The organism is Acinetobacter sp. 243_ASPC, assembly GCF_001054715.1.
In the GTDB taxonomy this organism is placed as follows: domain Bacteria; phylum Pseudomonadota; class Gammaproteobacteria; order Pseudomonadales; family Moraxellaceae; genus Acinetobacter; species Acinetobacter soli.
In genome coordinates this window covers 1-20,496 of sequence record NZ_JVOR01000107.1, presented here as the reverse complement: position 1 = coordinate 20,496, position 20,496 = coordinate 1, and the positions used below count along the sequence as shown (strand labels likewise).

General features: G+C 42.5%; 15 protein-coding genes. 4 read left to right on the top strand and 11 right to left on the bottom strand.

From position 1 onward, the window contains the following. Positions 1-15: 15 nt before the first annotated feature. Positions 16-1,029: a tryptophan--tRNA ligase gene (trpS, locus tag ADA42_RS14685; RefSeq protein ID WP_048765960.1), complete on the top strand. Its 1,014-nt coding sequence runs from the start codon at positions 16-18 to the stop codon at positions 1,027-1,029. Between the two features lie 562 nt (positions 1,030-1,591). Here the strand turns inward: trpS and sucD are convergent. From sucD to sdhC, 9 genes are all read right to left on the bottom strand, one after another. Further along, positions 1,592-2,482: a succinate--CoA ligase subunit alpha gene (sucD, locus tag ADA42_RS14680; RefSeq protein ID WP_004940921.1), complete on the bottom strand. Its 891-nt coding sequence runs from the start codon at positions 2,480-2,482 to the stop codon at positions 1,592-1,594. A gap of 12 nt (positions 2,483-2,494) precedes the next feature. Then, positions 2,495-3,661, bottom strand: coding sequence for an ADP-forming succinate--CoA ligase subunit beta (sucC, locus tag ADA42_RS14675; RefSeq protein WP_004940924.1), 1,167 nt, complete (start codon positions 3,659-3,661; stop codon positions 2,495-2,497). Positions 3,662-3,835: 174 nt separating this feature from the next. Next, a complete protein-coding gene (gene lpdA, locus ADA42_RS14670) occupies positions 3,836-5,269 on the bottom strand; it encodes a dihydrolipoyl dehydrogenase (protein WP_004940928.1) in 1,434 nt (477 codons plus the stop codon). 57 nt (positions 5,270-5,326) lie between these two features. After that, positions 5,327-6,544, bottom strand: a complete 1,218-nt coding sequence (gene odhB / locus ADA42_RS14665) for a 2-oxoglutarate dehydrogenase complex dihydrolipoyllysine-residue succinyltransferase (RefSeq protein WP_004940933.1) — start codon at positions 6,542-6,544, stop codon at positions 5,327-5,329. Continuing rightward, on the bottom strand, positions 6,544-9,384 hold the full coding sequence (locus ADA42_RS14660) for a 2-oxoglutarate dehydrogenase E1 component (protein WP_048765971.1): 2,841 nt from the start codon (positions 9,382-9,384) through the stop codon (positions 6,544-6,546). The genes odhB and ADA42_RS14660 overlap by 1 nt, the downstream gene beginning before the upstream one ends. Before the next feature lie 558 nt (positions 9,385-9,942). Continuing rightward, positions 9,943-10,653, bottom strand: coding sequence for a succinate dehydrogenase iron-sulfur subunit (locus ADA42_RS14655; protein ID WP_004940938.1), 711 nt, complete (start codon positions 10,651-10,653; stop codon positions 9,943-9,945). Positions 10,654-10,667: 14 nt separating this feature from the next. After that, positions 10,668-12,563, bottom strand: a complete 1,896-nt coding sequence (gene sdhA, locus ADA42_RS14650; RefSeq protein WP_004940941.1) for a succinate dehydrogenase flavoprotein subunit — start codon at positions 12,561-12,563, stop codon at positions 10,668-10,670. Positions 12,564-12,575: 12 nt separating this feature from the next. After that, positions 12,576-12,941 carry a succinate dehydrogenase, hydrophobic membrane anchor protein gene (gene sdhD, locus ADA42_RS14645; RefSeq protein WP_004940945.1) on the bottom strand — a complete coding sequence of 122 codons (366 nt, stop codon included), beginning with the start codon at positions 12,939-12,941 and terminating at the stop codon, positions 12,576-12,578. Next, a complete protein-coding gene (sdhC, locus tag ADA42_RS14640) occupies positions 12,941-13,342 on the bottom strand; it encodes a succinate dehydrogenase, cytochrome b556 subunit (RefSeq protein WP_088459624.1) in 402 nt (133 codons plus the stop codon). Before sdhC ends, sdhD begins: the two co-directional genes overlap by 1 nt. A gap of 1,041 nt (positions 13,343-14,383) precedes the next feature. Between sdhC and gltA the strand changes: the two genes are divergently transcribed. Continuing rightward, positions 14,384-15,658: a citrate synthase gene (gltA, locus tag ADA42_RS14635; RefSeq protein WP_004940950.1), complete on the top strand. Its 1,275-nt coding sequence runs from the start codon at positions 14,384-14,386 to the stop codon at positions 15,656-15,658. A 51-nt stretch (positions 15,659-15,709) separates the two neighbouring features. Here gltA and ADA42_RS14630 read toward each other — a convergent pair whose 3' ends face one another. Beyond that, on the bottom strand, positions 15,710-16,165 hold the full coding sequence (locus tag ADA42_RS14630) for a hypothetical protein (protein WP_048765958.1): 456 nt from the start codon (positions 16,163-16,165) through the stop codon (positions 15,710-15,712). Between the two features lie 273 nt (positions 16,166-16,438). On the opposite strand from ADA42_RS14630, the gene ADA42_RS14625 reads away from it, so the two are divergent. Both ADA42_RS14625 and ADA42_RS14620 read left to right on the top strand, forming a co-directional pair. Then, positions 16,439-18,064 carry an NAD+ synthase gene (locus ADA42_RS14625; protein WP_048765956.1) on the top strand — a complete coding sequence of 542 codons (1,626 nt, stop codon included), beginning with the start codon at positions 16,439-16,441 and terminating at the stop codon, positions 18,062-18,064. Further along, positions 18,057-19,091, top strand: a complete 1,035-nt coding sequence (locus tag ADA42_RS14620) for a hypothetical protein (protein ID WP_048765953.1) — start codon at positions 18,057-18,059, stop codon at positions 19,089-19,091. Before ADA42_RS14625 ends, ADA42_RS14620 begins: the two co-directional genes overlap by 8 nt. 41 nt (positions 19,092-19,132) lie before the next feature. Here the strand turns inward: ADA42_RS14620 and ADA42_RS14615 are convergent, their stop codons facing one another. Beyond that, positions 19,133-20,311 (bottom strand): porin, encoded by a 1,179-nt coding sequence (locus ADA42_RS14615; RefSeq protein WP_048765951.1) that lies wholly within the window; start codon positions 20,309-20,311, stop codon positions 19,133-19,135. Between the last annotated feature and the right edge of the window lie 185 nt (positions 20,312-20,496).

Here is a 20,496-nt window from a genome sequence, read left to right as displayed (position 1 = left end):
GTAGTGGACTATATAATGAGCAGTGTTGATCAACGACCTATTATTTTGACAGGTGACCGTCCGACTGGACAATTGCATCTCGGACATTTTGTCGGTTCTTTACGTTCTCGTGTCGGTTTACAAGATAGTCATCATCAGCATATCTTGTTAGCAGACGCTCAAGCCCTAACAGACAATGCAGATAATCCAGACAAAGTACGCCGTAATATTCTTGAAGTGGCACTGGATTATTTGGCTGTGGGCATCGATCCAACTAAAACCACGATCTGTGTTCAATCATGCTTGCCAGCACTGAATGAACTGACCATGTTGTACCTTAACTTTGTGACTGTTGCACGTCTTGAGCGTAACCCGACTATTAAATCTGAAATTCAGATGCGTGGGTTTGAGCGTGATATTCCAGCAGGTTTTTTATGCTATCCAGTGGCACAGGCAGCCGATATTACTGCCTTTAAAGCAACCGTCGTTCCGGTGGGTGAAGACCAAATTCCAATGATTGAACAGACCAATGAATTGGTACGCCGTGTGAATCGTCAGATTGGTCGAGATTTGCTTCCTGAATGTAAAGCCCTACTTTCAAATACAGGACGTTTACCTGGATTTGATGGTAAGGCAAAAATGTCGAAATCTCTTGGCAATACCATTGTATTAAATGCAAGTGATAAAGATATTAAAAAAGCCGTCAATGCAATGTATACCGATCCAAATCACTTACGCATTGAAGATCCAGGTCAGGTCGAGGGCAACATTGTATTTGCATATCTAGATGCATTTGATCCAGACAAAGAAGAAGTTGAGGCTTTAAAGGCTCACTATCGCCGTGGTGGTCTCGGTGATGGAACTGTAAAAAAACGCCTTGAAGGTATTTTAAAAGAATTGATTTCACCTATCCGTGAACGTCGTGAAGCGTTGGCTAAAGATCCAGATTACATCATGGATATCTTGCACGAAGGTACAATCAAATGTCAGAACATAACCCAAGCCACACTGGATGAAGTAAAAGATGGGCTTGGCTTATTCAAGTTCTAATCGATCATGATCGAAATACTATTGAAGTACTGTCTTATTCAGAGACAGTACGACTTTGGTCGAAAGCAAGCCTACATTTTGATCGATTATTTAACGTGATTTAACACATGTTAACGTGAATACCAATGAACTCTGAGTAGACCTTGAGTATATTAGGTTCATAGGTTATGCACTCCCCCAAGTTCATAACTCTTCTCCTTAACCGAAACTGTTATTACAGATTCGTTGTTCTGCGTAATGATCACCCCAATCATTACGCTTTTTTTTGCGTCTCATTTTATGGTGCTGTTTTTTTAATTTTATTACTATCATTACAGCGTCAGCTTATAACGAGTTTAAGAATAACTAAACAAATCAAATTAAACGATCTTATTAAAAATTTGCAACAGTAGTCTTGACTCAAGGACATACATCATCAGACTTTTAATCTAAGCTAGTACTTGATGAAAGATATTGAATTTTTCTTTTTAGATACGAACTTAAAACCCGATATATCGAATGATTTGTTCATAAAAAACCCTTCAGATGTTCTGAAGGGTTTTTATTGGATAAAGCTTAAAACTTATACCAAGCCTTTTTCCTTAAGGACCTTGTGCATGGTCGAGCCGAGTTCGGCCGGGCTACGCGTATACGCCATGCCTGCACGTTCAAATGCAGCAAATTTCTCTTCTGCTGTCCCTTTACCGCCCGAAATAATTGCGCCTGCATGCCCCATACGTTTGCCTTTTGGTGCAGTCACACCAGCAATATATCCAACAACTGGCTTACTCACATTCGATTGGATGTATTCAGCTGCTTCTTCTTCCGCAGAGCCACCAATTTCACCAATCATAATGATCGCATCGGTATCTGGGTCATCTTGGAAAAGTTTCAACGCATCGATTTGGTTCATTCCTGGAATTGGATCCCCCCCGATTCCGATACAAGTAGACTGACCTAAACCGAGTTTTGTGGTTTGCGCCACAGCCTCATAAGTCAAAGTACCCGAACGAGAAATAATTCCAATACGACCCGGTTGATGAATATGACCCGGCATAATTCCGATTTTACATTCGCCTGGAGTAATCACACCTGGGCAGTTTGGTCCAACTAAACGCACACCATTACCGTAGGTTTCAAGGTAACGCTTGGCTTTGAGCATATCTAGGGTTGGCACACCTTCAGTGATCACAACAATCAGACTCACACCTGAATCGACCGCTTCAACAATGGAGTCTAAAACAAAAGGTGCCGGAACATAAATAACCGATGCATCAGCATGAGTTTCACGAACCGCATCTTTCATGGTATTAAATACTGGCAAGTCCAGATGAGTAGTCCCACCTTTGCCTGGCGTTACCCCACCCACGACTTTCGTGCCGTAATCTAGCGCTTGGGCTGAATGAAATGTGCCGTTTTTACCCGTAAAACCTTGAACCAATACTTTTGTGTCTTTATTAATTAATACGCTCATTTTTATACTCCCTTAACCTTTTACCGCAGCAACAATTTTCTCTGCCGCATCCGATAATCCGTTGGCAGATGTCAGTTTTAAACCCGATTCGTCGAGAATTTTTGCACCCAATTCTGCGTTGTTGCCTTCTAGGCGAACTACGACAGGAACGGTTACATTCACCTCTTGAACGGCTGCAATAATGGCTTCGGCAATCATGTCACAACGTACAATTCCACCAAAGATATTGATTAAGACACCTTGAACAGAGGTATCAGCCAAAATGAGCTTAAAGGCTTCAATCACGCGCTCTTTGGTTGCACCACCGCCTACATCAAGGAAGTTTGCAGGTTGACCGCCATACAGTTTGATAATGTCCATTGTGGCCATTGCAAGCCCTGCACCATTAACCATACAGCCAATATTACCTTCAAGTGCGACATAGTTCAGTTCAAACTCAGACGCTTTTAATTCGCGCTCATTTTCTTGTGATTTGTCACGTGCTGCTGCAAGCTCTGGCAAACGATACAAGGCATTTGAATCGATGCCAATTTTAGCATCGACCGCAAGGATATCGCCGTTTTCACGAACTGAGAGTGGATTAATTTCAAATAGGGCAAAATCATTTTCTACAAATGCTTGATAAGCACCTGTCATTAGCTTCACAAACTGGCTGACCTGTTTGTCTTTAAGTTGTAATGCAAATGCAACTTCACGTGCTTGGAACGGTTGTAAACCTACAAGTGGATCTACTTCGACTTTAATAATTTTTTCTGGCGTTTCTTCAGCTACTTTCTCGATTTCAACACCACCTTCGGTTGAAGCCATAAAAGTTACGCGACGGCTTGAACGATCCACCACAGCACCTAGGTATAGCTCACGTTCAACGGGATACACATCTTCGCAGATCAAGACACTGTTGACCGGCTGGCCGTTGGCATCGGTTTGATACGTTACAAGATTCGTACCAATCAATTGGTTGGCGTAGTCTGCAGCTTCTTCTTTCGATTTAACTACCTTTACACCACCAGCTTTACCGCGGCCACCCGCATGTACTTGGGCTTTCATCACGGCAAACTTGCCACCTAATTGTTCAAATGCAGCAACTGCTTCTTCTGCATTTCGTGCCAAAATTCCTTCTTGGACTGACACGCCATATTTTTTCAACAATGTTTTGGCTTGATACTCATGTAAATTCATTTAGTTACCTTTTTACGACTTTTGCCCTTGTTATAACTAACCTGTACTTAAACATCCGTCTCAGTAAATACAGATCATTTTTTCAATTTCATTTGTACTTATTTTTAGATGATTATTCAAATATAAACAACCATCTTAAACAAAAAAGAGCGGTCTAAACCGCTCTTTTCAATCTTACTTACGTTTGCGTTGAATTGCGTGAATGGCACGACCATCAACCGCTAAAGCGGCTTCATGTACCACTTCAGAATAGGTTGGATGACCAAATGTCATTAATTGTAAATCTTCTACAGAAGAAACAAACTCAAGTGCAATCATACCTTGGTGAACAATGTCAGATGCACCTGGTCCAATCACGTGCATACCCAACAAACGGTCGGTTTTTGCATCAGCCACAAACTTCACAAAACCTGCTGCTTCACCTGCTGCTAAAGCACGGCCATTGACTGCAAATGGGAATTGACCCGTTTTAACGTCATGACCTTTTTCTTTCGCTGCTTCTTCAGTTAAGCCAACCCAAGCTGCTTCAGGATGCGTATAAATAACGCTGATAATTGTATCGTAGTTCACTTGTGCTGCATGACCGTGAATACGTTCAACCGCCATTACACCTTCTTCCATGGCTTTATGCGCAAGCATAGGACCACGTACAAGGTCACCAATTGCATAAACACCTTCAAGAGATGTTGCGCAGTGGTCGTTGACTTCAATGAAACCACGTTCAGTCAACTTGATACCCGCATCTTCAGCCAACAAACCTTCTGCATATGGCTTACGGCCAACACAAACGATAAGCTTGTCGAATACTTGTTCTTTGTCTTCGCCGCCTTGGTTGTATTTCACAGTCACTTCACGACCATTTACTTCAGTCGCAGCAACTTTTGCACCAATGCGAATATCAAGACCTTGTTTGGTCAAGATTTTTTGGAAGTCTTTAGCAAGTGCCTTATCTGCCATTGGAAGGAATGTATCCAATGCTTCAAACACAACAACTTCAGCCCCCAAACGACGCCATACAGAACCAAGCTCGAGACCAATTACACCCGCGCCAATCACACCTAAACGCTTAGGTACTTCAGCAAACTCGAGTGCGCCAGTTGAGTCAACAATCAAGTCTTGATCGACTGGTGCTACCGGGATGTTTACTGGTACTGAACCAGAAGCAAGAATCACGTATTTCGGCTCTAAAACCTGAGTTTCGCCTTCAAATGGCACAAACTCAACTTTTTTACCTGCAAGAAGTTTACCTGTCCCTTGTAACCACTCGATACCATTGCCTTTTAATAACTGAGCCACACCGCCCGTTAAGTTTTCGACAACTTTATCTTTACGTGCCAACATTTTTGCGATGTCAATTTTGACTTCACCTGTTGTAATACCGTGGTCATCTAGGTGATGTGCGGTATCTTCAAAGCGATGCGCTGAGTCTAAAAGTGCTTTAGACGGGATACAGCCCACGTTTAAGCAAGTACCACCTAAAGATGGCTTGCCTTTATGGATACGCTTTTCAATACACGCAACTTTAAAGCCAAGCTGAGCAGCACGAATTGCCGCTTCATAGCCACCAGGTCCACCGCCAATTACAACAAGATCAAACTGTTGAGACATTTTTATCTCCATGAACCCAAGCGAAATGACTCAACTTGGGTGTTTATACGGACTAAATTAAAGATCAAGGATAAGTTTTGCAGGCTCTTCAAGAAGCTCTTTGATGGTTACCAAGAAACCAACAGCTTCTTTACCATCGATTAAACGGTGGTCATAAGAAAGTGCAAGATACATCATTGGTAAAATTTCAACCTGACCATTCACTGCCATTGGACGCTCTTGAATCTTATGCATGCCCAAAATTGCAGTTTGTGGTGTATTCAAGATTGGTGTAGAAAGCAATGAACCGAACGTACCGCCATTAGTAATGGTGAATGTACCGCCTGTCATGTCTTCAATACCCAATTTGCCATCACGTGCCTTGTAAGCATAGTCACGGATACCGTTTTCAACTTCAGCATAGTTCATACGGTCAGTATCACGAAGTACTGGAACCACAAGACCACGGTCAGAAGAAACAGCAACGCCGATGTCGTAATAGCCATGGTAAACAATATCATCGCCATCGATAGACGCATTTACAGCTGGATAACGTTTCAATGCTTCAGTTGCAGCTTTCACGAAGAAAGACATAAAGCCAAGACGCGCACCATGACGTTTTTCAAACGCATCTTTGTACTGTGCACGCATTTCCATGATTGGTTTCATGTTCACTTCGTTAAACGTAGTTAACATTGCGGTTTCTTGAGTTGCAGCAAGAAGACGCTCGGCTACGCGCTTACGCAGACGTGTCATTGGAACACGCTTTTCGATACGCTCACCGACCGCAACGCTAAGCGGTGCAGCAGCAGGTGCTGCTGGTTTTGCTTGGTGATTGGTCACGTCTTCTTTAGTGATACGACCACCACGGCCTGTACCTTGAACATCTGCTGCACTGATGCCTGTTTCAGTCAATGCTTTACGCACAGCTGGTGCTTGATCAGATACAGGTTGTGCACGTTCTACAACTGGCGCCGCACCCGCTTCAGTTTTAGATGCTGCTTGTTCTACTTTTGAATCGCTTTGAACTGATTGAGTTTCATTGGCGCCAGAAACTGCACCTTCTTGGAACTGTGCAATTACTTCGTCAGATAAAACTGTTTCGCCTTCATCTTTCACGATAGAAACAAGTTGACCATCAGCTGGAGCAACCACTTCTAAAACAACTTTATCAGTTTCAATATCACAAATGACTTCATCACGTGATACTGCTTCCCCAACTTTTTTATGCCAAGTTGCAATGGTTCCGTCTGCAACTGACTCTGGGAATACCGGTGCTTTAATTTCGGTTGCCATTATTTTGTCTCTCCTGATTGTTCAGCTTCGATTGCTAATGCATCATGAATGAGCTGAGCTTGTTGTTTTGCGTGCAAGTATGGTGAACCACATGCTGGTGCAGCCGATGCTTCACGACCTGCATAGCTGATGCGGATTTGTTTTCCAGATTTCAAGATGTCGTCATATAGACGCGGCGCGATAAACAACCAAGCACCTTGGTTCTTCGGCTCTTCTTGACACCACACCACATCTTTAACATTTGGATAAGCTGCAAGCACTTCTTCCAAGCGTTTTTCTGGGTACGGATAGAGCTGTTCGATACGAACCAACGCAATGTTGTTTAACTCAAGCTCACGACGTTTTTCAAGCAAATCATAGTAGACCTTACCGCCACACAAAACTAGACGGGTAACATCTGCTTTATTGATTTGATCAACTTCATCAATCACGGTTTGGAATGTGCCGTTCGCAAGCTCATCGAGTGTTGATGTTGCAAGTTTATGACGAAGCAACGACTTAGGTGACATTACAATCATTGGCTTACGAATTGGACGAACTGCCTGACGACGTAACGCATGGAAAATCTGCGCTGGTGTGGTTGGTGTGATCACTTGCATGTTGTCTTCTGCACAAAGCTGCAAGAAGCGCTCAAGACGTGCAGATGAATGCTCTGGCCCCTGACCTTCAAAGCCATGAGGTAGCAACATGGTCAAACCACACACACGCTCCCACTTGGTTTCACCAGATGCGATGAACTGGTCGATCACAACTTGCGCACAGTTGGCGAAGTCACCAAACTGAGCTTCCCAGATGATCAAGCTGTTTGGAATAGTCGTCGCATAGCCATATTCAAATGCAAGAACGGCCTCTTCAGACAACAAAGAATCATACAACGCAAAGCGTGGCTGATTTTCCTTCACATGACAAAGCGGAATATAAGTTGAACCGTCGACTTGGTTATGCAATTTCGCATGACGATGCGAGAACGTACCACGGCCAACATCTTCACCAGTAATACGAACCAAGTAACCTTCATCAATCAGTGTTGCGTAGGCCAGTGTTTCAGCAGCACCCCAGTTCAATGGCATTTCACCCGTTTGCATTTTCAAACGGTCGTCAATGACTTTTTGTACTTGGCGTTGCATCACAAAACCTTCAGGTAGCTTACGCATTCCCTCACCAAGCGCTTTTAAGCGATTGATATCGGTTGTGGTATCCCAAACGTCTGTATAGTCATGGCCCAAATACGGTTTCCAATCGACAAACATCTTGGTGTTTGGCTCAAGTACTAGCGCATTTGCAACGTGATTACCAGCTTCTAAATCAGCGCGGTAGTCTTCAATCAGCTTGTCCGCTTCTGCACGATCGAGTACTTTTTCTTGTACCAATTTGTCGGCATAAAGCGTACGAGTAGTTGGCTTTTTATTGATCACCTGATACATCAACGGCTGAGTTGCAGATGGCTCATCTGCTTCATTGTGGCCGCGACGACGGTAACAGAACAAATCAATTACAACGTCTTTACGGAAAGTATGACGGAAATCGTGGGCCAACTGTGCAATAAACGCGACCGCTTCAGGATCATCACCATTTACATGGAAAATTGGTGACTGAACCATTTTCGCGATATCGGTACAGTATTCAGTTGAGCGAGCATCGCGTGGATCTGAAGTGGTGAAACCCACTTGGTTATTGATGACGATATGAACCGTACCACCAACCGTATAACCGCGAGTTTGCGACATTTGGAAGGTTTCTTGGTTAACACCCTGACCTGCAAATGCTGCGTCACCGTGAACGATCACCGGAAGAACGTCATCACCACCGATGTCTTTACGACGAACTTGGCGTGCACGAACCGAACCTTCAACCACTGGTCCAACAATTTCAAGATGCGACGGGTTAAATGCCAATGCCAAATGTACTTCGCCACCTGACGTCATGACATTTGATGAGAAGCCTTGATGGTATTTTACGTCACCCGAACCTTTTTTATGAATTGATTTACCTTCAAACTCACCAAAAAGATCAGCTGGGTTTTTACCCATAATATTTACAAGAAGGTTGAGACGACCACGGTGTGGCATACCAATCACAACTTCTTTACAGCCCACAGAGCCTGCACGCTGAATAATTTCGTTCATCATCGGGATGAAGGCTTCACCACCTTCTACACCAAAGCGCTTAGCGCCGACGTATTTGTTACCCAAAAACTTTTCAAGGCCTTCCGCAGCAGTTAAGCGCTCCAGTAGTCCTTTTTTCTGGTCATTGGTAAAATTGAACTGACCACGCGCACTCTCTAAACGTTGTTGAATCCAGCGTTTTTCTTTGGTGTCGACAATATGCATGTATTCTGCACCAATAGAACCACAATAAATGGCTTCCATTGCATCGATCATTTCACCGAGAGTAGCTTCAGTTTTACCAATAGCAAGATTACTGGTATTGAATATCGTATCAAGATCAGACTTCGTTAAACCATGAGCAGATAAATCAAGATCTGGAACGTCTTCGCGTTTTGCAAGACCTAGTGGATCGAGTTTTGCTTTTTGATGACCACGGTTACGATATGCTGCGATGAGTTGTAAGACACCAATCTGACGACGCTCATGATCACTGCTTACCGAACTCTGTACAACTGCTTGTACACGGCTCGAATTACGTCCAAGTAATAAGAACTGCTCACGCACATTGCTGTGTGGTTGATCACCTTTTGGGAATTTATCGAAGTATTGGCGCCAGTCCTCTGTCACAGAGGTTGGGGAGGTCAGGTATTGCTCGTAAAGCTGTTCAATATACGCTGCGCTATCAGCGGAAAGTTCAGTGTCAAGACGCAAAGCGTCAGCAACATCTTGCATTTGTGGACCCATTTCCTATTGCAAAAACATTACGGGTTGCTTTTTTAAACAGACCCATGATTGATAACGCCAAATTGTAAAATGGCATTACAAACCCATTCTGGCGCTGAGACCAAAGGGGGCGTTATGACCACATCAAGTTTCCTTGACATAATCAATGAAAAACAACGCCGTCATTGGCATCATTTATCATCTGTATACTCGGCGACGCCGAGCAATTTTTGCAAATCATCTTAGAAAAACAAAATCTTACCGCTATTTGGCTTTTCTAAAATAACTCTTCTACATAAAAATTAAGCACAATCAAAAATCGTGCTTCGTGTATATGGCCTATTATGCACTTTGTGGGCATAAAATTTCGTTTCAAATCGTATCATGTTCTGCTTGCACGAATTGATTTTTTTGACATATACCTCTTATAAATTGACAAAATACATTGGCTATTTTAGCTGATAACCTATGGTGCTTGATATACATTTTAGATGCAATTTAGACATTAGTCCCATTTATTTTTAATAAAAAAAGCGCACATAAATATGTGCGCTTTTTTTAACGGAATTAACCTGCTTGATCGAGAAGCATGTTACGAATGTGACCAATTGCTTTTGTTGGGTTCAAACCTTTCGGGCAAACAGATACACAGTTCATGATTCCTTTACAACGGAACAATGAGAATGGGTCGTCCAAACGCGCCAAACGTTCTTGAGTAGCGGTATCACGCGAATCGATAATAAAGCGATAAGCGTTTAGTAGCGCAGATGGACCCAAGAATTTGTCTGGGTTCCACCAGAACGATGGGCATGATGTCGAACAACACGCACACAAGATACATTCATACAGGCCGTCAAGATGCTCACGGTCCGCTTGAGACTGTAAACGCTCTTTTGGTGGCGCTGGCTGATTGTTAATCAGGAATGGCTGGATCTTGTTGTATTGATCGTAGAACTGGTTCATGTCTACAACCAAATCCTTAATCACTGGTAAGCCTGGTAGAGGACGAATCACGATTTTTTCAGGCAAATCGTTGAGGTTCCACAAACACGCCAGACCATTTTTACCATTGATATTCACACCGTCAGAACCACAAATACCTTCTCGGCATGAACGGCGGAATGTCAAGGTTTCATCCTGTACTTTCAGTGCAAGTAACGCATCAAGCAACATACGGTGCTTGTCGGTTAACTCGAGCGTGAAAGTTTGCATGTACGGCGCTTTATCCTTATCAGGATCATAGCGGTAGATTTCGAATGTACGAGTACCTCTACTCATCTTTAGTCTCCCGATTAGAATGTACGTGGTTTAGGTTCAATTGCTTCAACCGTTAACGGATTGAAACGAACTGGCTTGTACTCAAGACGGTTATCCGATGAATACCACAATGTGTGTTTCATCCATTCATCGTCACGGCGGCCATATGAATACGTTGGGTGATCAGGAGCCAACTCATAGTCAACCACTGTATGCGCACCACGACATTCTTTACGTGCAGCAGCAGAAATTAATGTAGCTTTTGCAACTTCATACAAGTTTTCAACTTCAAGCGCTTCAACACGCGCGGTGTTAAATACTCTTGATTTGTCTTTCAAATGAATGTTACGTACACGAGATTCCATCGCAAGGATTTCTTGTACACCCTTGTCAAGCAAAGCTTGAGTACGGAATACACCAGCATGATCCTGTACGATGTCACGGATTGTATCGGCAATTTCTTGTGCATTCTCACCAGAAGTTGAATCATCTAGTTTGCGAATACGTGCCAATGTGTTTTCAAGTACGTCATTTGGTAATGGTGCATAATCATCACCATGGTGCTTGGTCACATAATCAATGATATGTTCACCAGCCGCCTTACCAAATACCACCAAATCAAGCAATGAGTTGGTTCCCAAACGGTTCGCACCGTGAACCGACACACAGGAACACTCACCGATTGCATAAAAACCTTTAACCGGTTTTACATAATCGCGCGTACCTTGGTAGGTATATTGTTTAGTGTCTTTGTCGTAGTGTGCAGTAAACTCGCCTTCTTCCACACCATGCGGCACCACAACCTGACCATGGATATTGGTCGGGATACCACCCATTTGGTAGTGAATTGTAGGTACAACAGGAATTGGCTCTTTGGTACAGTCAACGTTTGCAAACTTTTTACCAATCTCAAAAACAGAAGGTAAACGCTTCATGATGGTTTCTGCACCCAAGTGCGTCATATCAAGAAGAATGTAGTCGCCTTTAGGGCCACAGCCACGCCCTTCTTTGATCTCTTGGTCCATTGAACGTGATACGAAGTCACGCGGTGCCAAGTCTTTCAATGTTGGTGCATAGCGCTCCATGAACGGTTCGCCGTCCTTGTTACGCAAAATACCACCTTCACCACGACAACCTTCTGTCAACAGTACGCCAGCTCCGGCAACACCCGTTGGGTGAAATTGCCAGAATTCCATATCTTGTAATGGAATACCTGCACGCGCTGCCATACCCAGACCATCGCCTGTATTAATGTAAGCGTTGGTTGATGCACGGTAAACTCGGCCTGCACCACCCGTAGCAAACAAAGTTGCTTTGGCTTGAAATACGGCAATATTACCTGTTTCTTGATCGTAAGCGGTTACACCAAGTACATCACCTTCATTGTTACGGATCAGGTCAAGCGCAATCCATTCAACAAAGAACTGTGTGCCCATTTTTACGTTGCTTTGATACAACGTATGTAAAAGCGCATGACCTGTACGGTCAGCGGCTGCACAGGCACGTGGTACTGCTTTTGCACCATAGTTTGCAGAGTGACCACCAAATGGACGCTGATAAATCGTTCCATCTTCGTTACGGTCAAACGGCATACCCATGTGTTCAAGCTCGTACACTACTTTAGGTGCTTCACGCGTCATATATTCGATCGCGTCTTGATCACCTAACCAGTCAGAGCCTTTTACGGTGTCGTAAAAGTGATAGTGCCAGTTATCTTCTTGCATGTTGCCTAACGATGCACCGATACCACCTTGCGCGGCAACCGTGTGCGAACGTGTTGGGAATACTTTAGTTAAAACAGCAACTTTTAAACCCGCTTGTGCAAGTTGATACGCTGCACGCATACCAGAACCACCACCACCAACGATGACAGCATCAAAGGTGAGGTTTTGGATATTTGAATAATCTTCTTTAGGGTTTATCGCGCCCATGATGTCTTCCTATCAATTCGCCCAGAAAATCTGGATACCCCAGATTACAAATACAAACACGGCAATAATGACAGCCGTTGTTAGAACCAGACGTAAACCTGAAGCTGAAGGACCCATTTGACGAGTCGTTACATAGTCAGTAAATACTTGCCACATACCAATCCAAGCGTGTGCTGCCAATGACAATACAGCCAACAAAGACAAAATCTTCATTGGTAAAGTCATCATGAAGCCAGACCATTGCTCATAGTTAAAGCCACCATGAAACAAAATCCAACCCATGATCACGACTGTATATACGGCTAAAACAACAGCACTAATACGCTGGACAAACCAATCGCGAGAACCTGAACCTGTTAATCCTGTAGCACTTTTCATTAGAACATAATCCATACGAAGGCTGCGATGATACCAATCACAGATAAGATCAATGCAACTGTAGCGGCAGTTCGCCCACTTTGAAGCTCTTCTGCAAAGCCAAGATCAGCAAGCAAGTGTTTAACACCAGCAATGAAGTGATAAATTAAACCTGCTACAAATACCCATACGATGAATCGTACTAAAATATTTCCGAAGATAACTGTTTTTACGTATTCAAATCCTTCTGGTGATGCTAAGGATTTATCCAAAATCCATAATAGAACGGGAATTAATAGAAATACGATGACACCAGAGAGACGGTGTAAGATTGATGCAATAGCCACGGGTGAGCGTAAGTTTACCGCTAACACCTGACCCATGGACAAATTGACAGGTCTGTTGCTTTTCACAGCGGGCATCCTGTAGTAAAAACTCCAGCTGGAGTTTGTTTGAATTAATTCGAAGGAAAGCTGGCATTGAAGGCAAGCAAATGCCTACTTAATAAACGACTCTTGAATTATAAAACGTCAAAAATCAAATTACAAACAATGAAAAACCTCTTTTTCATATAAAATTAAGCAAATAAGAATCATTTACCTGTACAGATTGATCACATAATCATCGTTAATTAGATTAAAAACTCGTATGTCTCTATTTTTATATACTATTTTAAAAAAACCAGCTTTAATTGGCTTTATGATCTTCATCATATGAGAATTAGACCAAAGATATTAAATACAACTGAACTCTTTACTTACACAGATTGCAATTGAAGGTTTAAGCTTATTCTAAATCCGCTTTAAATCATAAAGCTTATATTTTTTTATAAAATGTCGTGCTGCTTTTATATTCTTTGCAGCCTTATATCGCTATTATAAAGAACTACTTACTTTGTGAATAACTTCAGCTACACAATCAAATTTGATTTAAATTCACACAAAAATAATCTTATTAACCGCTCTATACGTTCAGAAAAGTACAAATTTTGAGGTGAATGATGAGTTCAATTAGCTATTTTTTAACCAGTTGAATCAATTTTGGAAATACTGGCCTATCTGTTTTAAAGCATGAAACCGATTAACTCATTCGAGGTAAATACTCGGTAAGTTATGGGTTTTAAGCCATTTTCATAATGCGTTGGCATAATCTACCAATAGCCAGATGGATTAATTGCTCTAAAAATTTGTTTACAATTTAGATTTTAGACCTAATTTTTTTCTGCACGGCGTCATAAATTTGACTTATCATAGCGCGTCGATACTGTGATTTTATTCATTTTTTTAACCCTTAACAGTTAAACTAAATACTTGTGGTGACGCTACTTTTTTATCCATTAGTATAATTGACAAAATTTCAGTTCACACTAATCTTAGTAACAATTTTTGACCCGTCTGATTCGTGCATTAAAAGATTAATACTTCGATTCAGATCAACATTCACCAGGACAGGAGATCTATTGAATGTCTGAAGCAACTGGCAAGAAAGCCGTACTAAAGCTTGATGGCAAAGAAATTGAATTACCAATTTACAGCGGCACATTAGGCCCAGATGTAATCGACGTTAAGGATGTATTGGCCGCAGGTCATTTTACGTTTGATCCTGGTTTCATGGCGACCGCTTCTTGTGAATCGAAGATTACCTTCATCGACGGGAACGAAGGTGTGTTATTACACCGCGGCTACCCAATCGATCAGCTTGCAACTCAGGCGGATTATCTCGAAACATGTTATTTGCTTTTAAATGGTGAACTCCCAACCAAAGAGCAAAAAGAAGAATTTGATGCGAAGGTGCGTAACCACACTATGGTTCACGATCAAGTAAGCCGTTTCTTTAATGGTTTCCGTCGTGATGCACACCCAATGGCAATCATGGTTGGTGTGGTTGGTGCTTTATCTGCGTTCTATCACAACCAGTTAAACATCGAAGATGTGAATCATCGTGAAATTACTGCTATCCGCTTGATCGCAAAAATTCCGACGCTTGCAGCATGGAGCTACAAGTACACGGTGGGTCAACCTTTCATCTACCCTCGCAATGACTTGGGCTATGCAGAGAACTTCCTGCATATGATGTTTGCGACACCTGCAGATCGTGATTACAAAGTAGATCCGATTCTAGCTAAAGCAATGGATCGTATTTTCACGCTTCATGCGGATCATGAGCAAAATGCATCAACGTCAACTGTACGTTTGGCAGGCTCAACTGGCGCGAATCCATATGCATGTATCGCAGCGGGTATTTCAGCGCTTTGGGGCCCTGCTCACGGCGGTGCAAACGAAGCTGTTCTGAAGATGCTCGACGAGATCGGTACAGTTGAAAACGTTGCTGGCTTCATGGAAAAAGTGAAGACCAAAGAAGTGAAACTCATGGGCTTTGGTCACCGTGTGTATAAAAACTTCGATCCACGCGCGAAAGTGATGAAAGAAACGTGTGATGAAGTTCTTGCTGCGCTTGGCATCAACGATCCACAACTTGAACTTGCGATGGAACTTGAGCGTATTGCGTTGTCTGATGAATACTTCATCAAGCGTAACTTGTATCCAAACGTAGACTTCTACTCAGGTATCATTCTCAAAGCGATTGGTATCCCAACAGAAATGTTTACCGTGATCTTTGCACTTGCACGTACTGTTGGCTGGATCAGCCACTGGTTAGAAATGCACAGTGCTCCGTACAAAATTGGTCGTCCTCGTCAGCTTTATACTGGCGAAACCAAACGCGACATCCAGCGTTGATCGCTGCCTAAGCGTTATACCAATAAAAAAGACCGCATTTAGCGGTCTTTTTTATTGGGGGGAAGCAATAAACGGAATACAGGCAGCCAGATCATCACAAGATTGTTGACGATGTTTTTTGAGAAAGTAGTCTTGAACCATTTGTGCCTGCTGCTCAACACCAAACTCTAAAAAAGTTTTACCGCGCTTAAGCACATAATGATACTGGCGCTCAAAAATAGCCTTTCGAATCAGCTTAATGCCCTGCTGTACTTGCCATACATGTACCAATTCATGAATGAGCCAAGATTGCTTTTCAATCGACTGCGTCGAAAAATCTTCGCACCAGTCGATCACATTAAAATAAATATGCCCATTCGGACTGATTGCATAATGCTTCAATACCAAACGATGCGCACAAATAAAGATCGAATCATAATTAAGATGCGAGCTAAAAATTTCGCGTGCAAGTGATATTTCACCCGAGGTCAGCTTTCGTCTTCTGAGGATGAGAAAATTTTGTAGCATGATCTTTTTATTGATTGAAGATTAATTTGAGTGTAATCGATGTCGGCTATAGATACAGCCAAATTACAACAAATAAAAAATCGATTAAAATAGATAATTCTTGTTATTTTTGCGCAGAAAAAGCTTTGATTAGTATATATTATCTGTCTTGCACTGTTTTTCAATTCGATTGACTTTTTTTGTGTTATCCCATGCGTCACCCCGTTGTAAAAAGAAAATGACAAAAGCAACGAATGGCGTATATCTGTGCTATCGATCTAGGATTAGGTTTGAATGAAAAGTTTTAAAATTGCCCTTGCTCAATTTTCACCGCATATTGGCAATATTGATTCAAATGCTCAAAAAATGATTGAGCAAGCAAATGAATCTAAAAAACAACATGCTGATTTAATTATTTTTCCAGAACTCTCCATCATCGGCTATCCAGCCGAAGACTTGCTGCTACGTCCAAATCTTGGTAAACGAATGCATCAGGCATTTCAGCAACTTAAAGAAGTAAAAGACATTGTAATGGTGTTTGGATTTGTACATCAAACCGAAGAAGGACATCGTTATAATTCTGCCGCTGTCATGAAAGATGGTGTCGTGCTCGGAATCTATAACAAGCATAATTTACCCAACTATGGCGTTTTTGATGAAAAGCGCTATTTCAACCCTGGGCATCAACACCTTGTGTTTGAGTATTTAGGGCACAGATTTGGTGTCTTGATTTGTGAAGATATTTGGTCGCTCAATACGGTTCAACAGCTCACGCAGCTCAATGTAGAAACAGTTTTGGTGCTTAATGCATCACCATATGAGGTGGGTAAGCCTCAGCATCGTGTTCAGACTTTGACTGAACTCTCTAAGCAGCTCAATGTCAATCTGGTTTATCTCAATCAGGTAGGCGGGCAAGATGATCTTATTTTTGATGGCACCAGCTTTGTCATCAATCACACCGGAACTGTGGCTGTACAGGCACCGAGCTTTAAGGAAGCGCTGTACTATGCTGAATATGATATCGAAAATAAGCAGTACAAAACCACTGAAGTGACGCCTGCACTCGATACCATGGCGGAAATTTATCAAAGTTTGGTGATGGCCACGCGTGACTATGTACAACGTTCTGGTTTCCCGGGTGTGATATTAGGTTTGTCTGGCGGTATTGACTCAGCACTCACCCTAGCGATTGCAGCCGATGCAATTGGTGCCGATAAGGTTCAAGCAGTCATGATGCCTTATACCTATACGGCTCAAATCAGTGTGGAAGATGCGACCGAGCAAGCGCGACGTATGGGCGTTACCTTCGGGATCGCTGAAATCCATCCGATTGTAAATAGCTTCATGCAAACGCTATATCCATTTTTTGGCAACACACCGGCAGATGCGACCGAAGAAAACCTACAGGCACGTGCACGTGGCACGCTGTTGATGGGGTTGTCTAACAAGTTTGGTAATCTGGTGCTTTCAACCGGTAACAAGTCTGAAATTTCAGTGGGTTACTGCACACTTTACGGTGATATGGTGGGTGGTTTTTCTGTACTTAAAGACGTGTATAAAACCATCGTGTTTGAGCTGGCAAAATATCGCAACACTCTTGGTGATACGCCTGTAATTCCTGAACGTGTCATTACTCGCCCGCCATCGGCAGAATTACGTCCAGATCAGAAAGATCAAGATTCATTGCCGCCTTATGATATTCTGGATGCGATTCTTTACGCTTATATCGAAGAAGATCAAAGTCAGGCCGATATTATTGCCAAAGGCTTTGAGAAAGACGTAGTTGAAAAAGTGATTCGTCTCGTCGATCGTAATGAATACAAGCGTCGCCAAGGTGCAATTGGCCCTCGAATTAGTTCACGTGCCTTTAGCCGTGAGCGCCGCTACCCTATCGTAAATGGCTGGAGACCAGATGACTAAGGATCAGACATCGTCTAGCGCGCAGCTTGCTCAAGCACTTTTGCTTGAGCAGGTGCATTATTTCAAGTCTCAGCTCTGTGCTGAGCACTCTTCGGAGTATCTACAACATCTCTCGCATTTGATTTTTCAGTCTCTCCAACAACTCAAACTCCATCAAGTCATCGATATGCAACAACTTGAAATGGTGGTTCGGCGCTATGCATTTGAGATGCAGTTGGGTGCAGATTTACTCGAATTCATTGGCGAAATCTCTAAGCAGATTTATCTTAGCGCACTTAAATCACCATCGACTTTGAATGATTTGGTCTCGGATCAACAGTTTGATATCTGGTTAGCCAAGTTTTTAGAATTAGACAATATTCGGCTTTACTTCAACACCTTCTTGCGTCACAGCCCAGCCATTGAGCAACTGTGTCACTTCATCGCCACCAGCGCAATACATCATAAATTGCCTAGGTTTTTGCAGCCGGCATCGGGCAACGAATCTAGCACTACTTTACAAGCACGTTGGCAGCAAAATCTAAAGTCCTTTTCACACAAACATCAGCAACGAATTGAGCAAAAAATTGAAGACTACTTGGCTCGCTTGATTCAGCAGCAACTGGCAGAACTGAGTGTCTTATCCAATGATGATCTTGAAGATTTACTGCGTACACTCTGGGACGACGTAAAAGACAAAACTGTTTACGAGTACATCTCTAAAATTAATCCCCTAGATATTGAAGAATTTTTTGTACTGGTTTATGAATACTGGAAAGAACTGCGCCAGCAGCCTTTTATTCAAAATCTCGTGTTGCGGGGTGTCGAAGTATTTTATGAATTTTATCGTGATGATACGTTGCAGGATTTATTTTACGGCATTGGGTTAAACGAGCAGGATATTTATACTGAAGTACAGCGGTTTTACCCCAAACTTATTCGAGTTCTAGATCGGGAAGGATTACTTGAACCGCTTTTGGTGAATGTTTTATCACCATTTTATGCGCGTAGCGAAACCTTAAGCCTGATTGAACAACATCAGTCATAAAACAAAGCCCAAACCGTAGCTAACGATTTGGGCTTTTTCATTTAGAAATAATAACCCAGTGCTAAATACAGCATGCGGTCCCATCCATTGCCATCGCCCTGTGCCAATCCATTACTGCTGGCACCGACCATCGGATCATTTTTACTCCAGATGTATTCACCTTGAATCCCAATCTTTTTGTAGTTAAATGCAACACCTGCAATGATACGTTCTGAGTCTTCATAGCCCGCCTGATCTTTAAATAAACGACTATACGAGAAATATGGCTTAATATTCTTAAGCTCATAAAAGGGCTTTGCCACACTGTAATTAATTTCATTGACGACATAATCGGTCTTGTTGGCCACCTGATAAGGAAAATCAAAAGCACCTAAGGTTGAAAAGTCAGGAAACTCAGTGTCGCGGTTTTGAATGGATTGTGATCCGGCAAGTAACATCCACTGCCAAGCATTGTACTGCGTCTGTGTAAAGACATTCCAACTGTTACGTGAGCCGTCTTGACCGTTTTTTTTGTTTTTCAGTTCAGAATGCCAGAATGAAGTACCAATCTCGGTACTCAGTCCGTCAATCGGCGTTACCTCAAATTTTTTAGATAACCGACCCATCCAGATATTTCTTTCTTTTAAATACGTTCCCGTTGTTAAATCATCTGCCTCGACAAATGCCGGGCTGTAGCGGCTTGAATCTTTTGACGTCCCCTTATAATTTCCGCCATCTATTGGATAAAAACCCAAACTTAAACTGTAATCATTCTGGTTGATTTGATAACGTAGCCCAAGTGCCGAAATATCCTCAAAACCGACTGTATTCATGAGGGTTTCGTAATAACTGCTACCCCAGAAGCGTCCGAAGCCAAACTCAACAGGTTGCAATCCAACGCTCACCCGTTGCTGATCTGAAATCTTGTATCCGACCCACGCATCACTCAAAAAAACAGCATCACAAAGTTCATCGTATTCATAGCAACGCGCATCGAGCGCTGCCAGCCATTTTGGATTTTCATAGTTTAAATTGAGCTTGATATCTGCAAGACGCCAGTTGTTATTTGAACCCTCATTGGCTTCATCTTGAAAATCTTTGCTCAGATAGCGCGTACGGATAGCACCAGACACTTTCACTTGCCCCGCTTCGGCCTTTGGATCGCCCCAGCTTAGATCTTGTGCATATACCACTGGGGTAAATGCAATTGTTGTTGTGAGTAGTAATAATGACTTATTCATGCCATAACATCCTTTTGAGTGGGTGATGAAAATGCATAAGTTCGGTTGGAATTAGAAAACTAAAACAGTGAACTTGAGTGTGAAATAAAAATCTAAAAAAGATAGATAAAAAAAAAGATCACGTAATGTACATGATCTTTGAAAATGGTGGCTATGACGGGACTTGAACCTGTGACCCCCGCATT

Excerpts from the sequence above, each read along its gene's own strand:
- sucD (WP_004940921.1), bottom strand. The coding sequence starts at position 2,482 with ATGAGCGTATTAATTAATAAAGACACAAAAGTATTGGTTCAAGGTTTT.
- ADA42_RS14625 (WP_048765956.1), top strand. The coding sequence starts at position 16,439 with ATGAAAAGTTTTAAAATTGCCCTTGCTCAATTTTCACCGCATATTGGC.
- trpS (WP_048765960.1), top strand. The coding sequence starts at position 16 with ATGAGCAGTGTTGATCAACGACCTATTATTTTGACAGGTGACCGTCCG.
- ADA42_RS14615 (WP_048765951.1), bottom strand. The coding sequence starts at position 20,311 with ATGAATAAGTCATTATTACTACTCACAACAACAATTGCATTTACCCCA.
- ADA42_RS14655 (WP_004940938.1), bottom strand. The coding sequence starts at position 10,653 with ATGAGTAGAGGTACTCGTACATTCGAAATCTACCGCTATGATCCTGAT.
- sdhC (WP_088459624.1), bottom strand. The coding sequence starts at position 13,342 with ATGCCCGCTGTGAAAAGCAACAGACCTGTCAATTTGTCCATGGGTCAG.
- ADA42_RS14660 (WP_048765971.1), bottom strand. The coding sequence starts at position 9,384 with ATGCAAGATGTTGCTGACGCTTTGCGTCTTGACACTGAACTTTCCGCT.
- ADA42_RS14620 (WP_048765953.1), top strand. The coding sequence starts at position 18,057 with ATGACTAAGGATCAGACATCGTCTAGCGCGCAGCTTGCTCAAGCACTT.
- gltA (WP_004940950.1), top strand. The coding sequence starts at position 14,384 with ATGTCTGAAGCAACTGGCAAGAAAGCCGTACTAAAGCTTGATGGCAAA.
- sdhD (WP_004940945.1), bottom strand. The coding sequence starts at position 12,941 with ATGAAAAGTGCTACAGGATTAACAGGTTCAGGTTCTCGCGATTGGTTT.
- sucC (WP_004940924.1), bottom strand. The coding sequence starts at position 3,661 with ATGAATTTACATGAGTATCAAGCCAAAACATTGTTGAAAAAATATGGC.
- ADA42_RS14630 (WP_048765958.1), bottom strand. The coding sequence starts at position 16,165 with ATGCTACAAAATTTTCTCATCCTCAGAAGACGAAAGCTGACCTCGGGT.
- lpdA (WP_004940928.1), bottom strand. The coding sequence starts at position 5,269 with ATGTCTCAACAGTTTGATCTTGTTGTAATTGGCGGTGGACCTGGTGGC.
- odhB (WP_004940933.1), bottom strand. The coding sequence starts at position 6,544 with ATGGCAACCGAAATTAAAGCACCGGTATTCCCAGAGTCAGTTGCAGAC.
- sdhA (WP_004940941.1), bottom strand. The coding sequence starts at position 12,563 with ATGGGCGCGATAAACCCTAAAGAAGATTATTCAAATATCCAAAACCTC.